The sequence below is a fragment of the Brooklawnia sp. genome (assembly GCF_049651565.1).
Taxonomy (GTDB): domain Bacteria; phylum Actinomycetota; class Actinomycetes; order Propionibacteriales; family Propionibacteriaceae; genus Brooklawnia.
Genome location: NZ_JBASCI010000126.1, coordinates 1 through 3,878, shown reverse-complemented (window position 1 = coordinate 3,878; position 3,878 = coordinate 1). Strand labels below are relative to the sequence as shown.

General features: G+C 70.7%; 3 protein-coding genes and 1 riboswitch. All 3 genes read right to left on the bottom strand.

Annotation, left to right across the window (positions count from 1 at the left end; all coding sequences use genetic code 11):
• Window positions 1-985 (bottom strand): hypothetical protein (locus WBL05_RS06255; protein ID WP_424224518.1); only part of this gene is annotated, 985 nt, incomplete at its 3' end.
• A 68-nt stretch (window positions 986-1,053) separates the two neighbouring features.
• Window positions 1,054-1,169, bottom strand: a riboswitch (cobalamin riboswitch).
• A gap of 41 nt (window positions 1,170-1,210) precedes the next feature.
• Window positions 1,211-2,083: a mechanosensitive ion channel family protein gene (locus WBL05_RS06250; RefSeq protein ID WP_424224516.1), complete on the bottom strand. Its 873-nt coding sequence runs from the start codon at window positions 2,081-2,083 to the stop codon at window positions 1,211-1,213.
• Window positions 2,084-2,104: 21 nt separating this feature from the next.
• The coding region (locus tag WBL05_RS06245; RefSeq protein ID WP_424224514.1) for a penicillin-binding transpeptidase domain-containing protein at window positions 2,105-3,878 on the bottom strand (1,774 nt) is incomplete at its 5' end.

Here is a 3,878-nt window from a genome sequence, read left to right as displayed (position 1 = left end):
CGTTCACACCGTCGGCGTCGTCCGCGGCCGCCGGTTCGGCGTCATCGATGCTGCCGGCCGAGGTGCCCACATTGATCAGGTCGGTCCCGGACAGGCCGAGGATGGCCTGCGCGGTGGCATAGGCGTCGGAGTAGCCGGCCCCGATCGCCGCCGGGAAACCGCCGTCGGTCTGCTGCTGGCCAAGCAGCCAGTCCTCCTGCTCGGTGACGTCCTCCCCGGCCTGCCGCAGCGCCTGGATCGCCAGGCCAGAGGTGTTGGCGGGGGAGAAGCTGCCCCAGTAGGCGCCGGTCTCGGGGCACATCTGGGAGGTCTCGGTGCACTGGTTGGCGAGCAGCCACTCGACCGCCCGCTCGTTGGCCTGCTGGGCCTGCTCGTTGTCCTCCAGCGCCCCCAGCGCCAGGGCGGCGATCGCGGTGGAGTCGATGTCGACGCCGAACTCGGGGAAACCGAAGGCGCCCTGGTCGTCCTGGGTGGCGAGCAGCGCGTCCAGCACCGCGGCCGGCACCTCGGTGTCGGTGCGGTCCATGGCGATGACCAGCATGCCCAGGCCGTAGGGGTTGGCGAAGGTGGCCTCGTCCAGCGGCGCCTGCATCTGCTCGACCAGGTTCACCCCGCCGAAGTCGGTGAGGTCGGCGCCAACCGCGTCGGCGAGGATCGCGGTGCGGGCCGCCGAGCCGGGGTTGCTGACGAAGACGGCCGCCTGCGAGGCCACCCACTCGGTGGCGGCGTCGACGGTCTCGGGCTGGCCGCCGGCAGCCACCAAGGCGAGCGCCCCGTCGATGGTGTAGGTGGGGTCGGGGGTGGCGCCGTCGAAGCCGACCAGGTGCTGGTCGTCGACGAACTGGCCGGCCAGCCAGTCGGCGGCGTGCTGGACGGCTTCGGTGGGTGCGGCGTGGCTGAGCGCTGGCCCGGCCAGTAGTGGTGCACCGCCCAGCACCAACCCTGTCGTCAGTGCAATGGCGGCCGCCCTGGTTCGCAGTTTCATCCCGGTCCTTCCTTGTCAGGTCCGGGAGACGCGAAATGCCTCGACCGACTCGCAGACCTCGACGAGTGCTCTTCTGGTCAGATCTGCCCGGGCATTCCGGCTGGGACGCATTGCGTCCATCACGGCTGCGGGTCAGCCTTGGCTTCTCACCAAGTTCCCCCGGAGCGGATCTGACCGGAGTCTATCTCAGTGGTCGTGCGATGGCCATCGCGCCCCGGGGCGGGCTCAGGACGCCGGCGCGGACGGGATCGTGGTCGGCGCCTTGATACCGGCTTGCTGCAGCGCCGCGATCACCCGGGCGCGCACCTCTCGCTCCACCGCCCACTGCTGGTTGCCGGGACACTTGACCACGATCTGGTAGTTCGTCTGGCCGGGCGCGAAACCGGTCATGCCGAGCACATTGGGCGGCTCCAGCATCTGCGACGACCACTCCGGGTCGTCCTCCAGTTCCTGCGCCACCTGCCTCAGGATGGTCATCACCTTGCGGGGGTCCTCGTCGTAGCCGACCGGGATGATGATGCTGGCGTTCGACCAGCCCTGGGTGCGGTTGCCGAGGGTGACGATCTCGCCGTTGCGGACGTACCAGATCTCGCCGTTGGCGTCCTGGATGCGGGTGGCCCGCAGCCCCAGCGACAGCACGGTGCCGCTGACCTGGTCGATGTCGACGTAGTCGCCGACGCCGAGCTGGTCCTCAAGCAGCAGGAACAGCCCGGAGATGACGTCCTTGACCAGGCTCTGGGCGCCGAAGCCGATCGCGATCCCGCCGATGCCGGCCGACGCCAGCGCCGGGGCGATGTTCACCCCCAGCGCCTGCAGCACCATGAAGACCACGATGATCACCAGCACGGCGTCCACCAGTGAGCCGAGCATGGTGCCGACGGTTCGGGTGCGGTGCGCCTGGCGTTCCAGGCTCAGCCCTCCGGCCTGGGCGATCACGGTGGCCGCGCGGTGGGTCAGCCCGTTGGTGGGTTGTTCGGCACGCTCCGACGCGCGGTCGACCCAGCGCCTGATCAGCCGCTTCAGCACCCCGCGGGTGATCAGGGCCAGCACGCCGATGATGGCGATCTCGATTGCGGTGTCCGGCCAGACGAGGTTCATCGTTGCCTTTCGGTGGGTGGTTCAGCCGAGCAGGGCCCGCGCCACGTCCTGCAGCGGCGGGCCGGTGTGCTGGTAGTCCATGACGCAGATGGCGTAGCGGCCGGCGTAGCCGATCGTCCAGCCGTGGGATTTGGGCGGATCGTCGTCGCTGTACTCCGCGGTGCCCGACTTGCCGCCCTCCAGGACGCCCTGCAGCCCGGTAAGCGTGCCGCCGGCCACCACCGAGGCCATCATGTCGCGCAGCATCTCGGCCTCCGGTTCGGTCAGCGGGGCAGCGGTCGGGGTCGGCCGGGCGGCCATCAGCAGGTAGGGGACGACCGTGTGCCCGGAACCGACCGAGGCGGCCTGCCCGGCCAGCGCCATCGGTGACATCAGCACGTTGCCCTGCCCGATGGTGGCGGCCGCCCGTACCACCGGGTCGTCGCTGGGTTCAACCGAGCCGTAGAACGCCTCGAAGCCGGTCTCGAAGTCGACGCCGATGCCCAGACTGGCCGCGGCGTCGTGCAGCTCGGTGGTGCCGAGTTCGTCCGCGGCGTTGATGAACGCGGTGTTGCAGGACTGCTGCAGCGCGGTGCGCAGCGAGATCTCACCGGTGAACGCAGCCGGGTAGCCCGGGTAGTTGGTGAACAGCCGGCCGTTCACCTCCGCCGTCGGGCTGCAGTTCACCATCGAGTCAGGGGTGTAGCCGCGCCGGATCAGCGCCAGGGCGGTCGCCACCTTCATGGTCGAGCCGGCCGGGTAGCGTCCGGTGGTCACGAACGGCTGGCCCTCGGCGGCCGGAGAGCTGGCGGCGGCCAGGATGCCGCCGGTCTGCCGGTCGAGAACCGCCACCATCACCAACGACTCGTACCCGGCCAGCAGGTCTTCGGCGCGGCGCTGCAACTCCAGTTCCATGGTCAGCTGGAGCGGGTCACCGTCGACCGGTTCGGCCGCGAACAGCACCCGGTTCGGCGGTTTCGGACTGGCCGGGCTGCTGGCCGCCGAGGCATTACCCGACGGGCCCGGCGTCGCCGGCGGCAGTTCGGCGAGCTGGCTCTCGCTACGCCGGATGGCGGTGATGGTGTGGCCGGGGTGGCCCCGCAGCTGCTCGTCATGGATCTTCTGCAACCCGCTCAGCCCGGCGATGTCACCCATCTGAATCTCGCCGCCGCTGGCCTCGATCACCTCGGCAGTGGCCTCACCGGCCACCCCCAGGATGCCGCGGGCGAAATCGGCGGTCGGGGCCAGCGGCAGGGTGTCAGCGAAGGCCGCCGCGCCCGGCACCTGCTCGACCGCGGCCGGCACCTGCCCCTCGCGCAGGATGATCGCCACCACGAACGCCTGCGGCCCGGAGGCGGCCACCAGTTCGGCGTAGGCATCTGGGTCGACCTCGACCAGTTCGGCCAGTTGGCGTGCGGACGCCTCGACCTGCTCGGGCTCGACCCGGGTCTTGTCGATGCCGACCCGGTAGACCGCCCGGTTCTCGACGATCGCGGCGCCGGTGGCGTCCACGATGGAGCCGCGCCTGGCGGTGGTGCGTTCGTGGTACAGCCGCGAGGTGGCGTCCAGGTCGGGGTGGACGATGCCCGGCGCCCACTCCACCAGCCAGCCGCTCTCGCCGTTGCGCAGCACGGCGCTGCTGGTGAACTCGAAGTCGCCGCTGTCGAAGTCGTAGCGCTGGGCAAGCCGGACGCGAACCGCGTCCTGCCCTTCGCCGACCACGTCGGCGACTTGCACGGCGGGCAGCAGGCCCGACATGCCGCTCATCACCTGCTGGTAGTCGAGGGCGGCCTGGCCGGCGTCCCCGGTCACCGGC

What these genes read in the sequence shown, in the direction of transcription:
- WBL05_RS06250 (WP_424224516.1), bottom strand. Translation starts at nt 2,083, where the DNA reads ATGAACCTCGTCTGGCCGGACACCGCAATCGAGATCGCCATCATCGGC.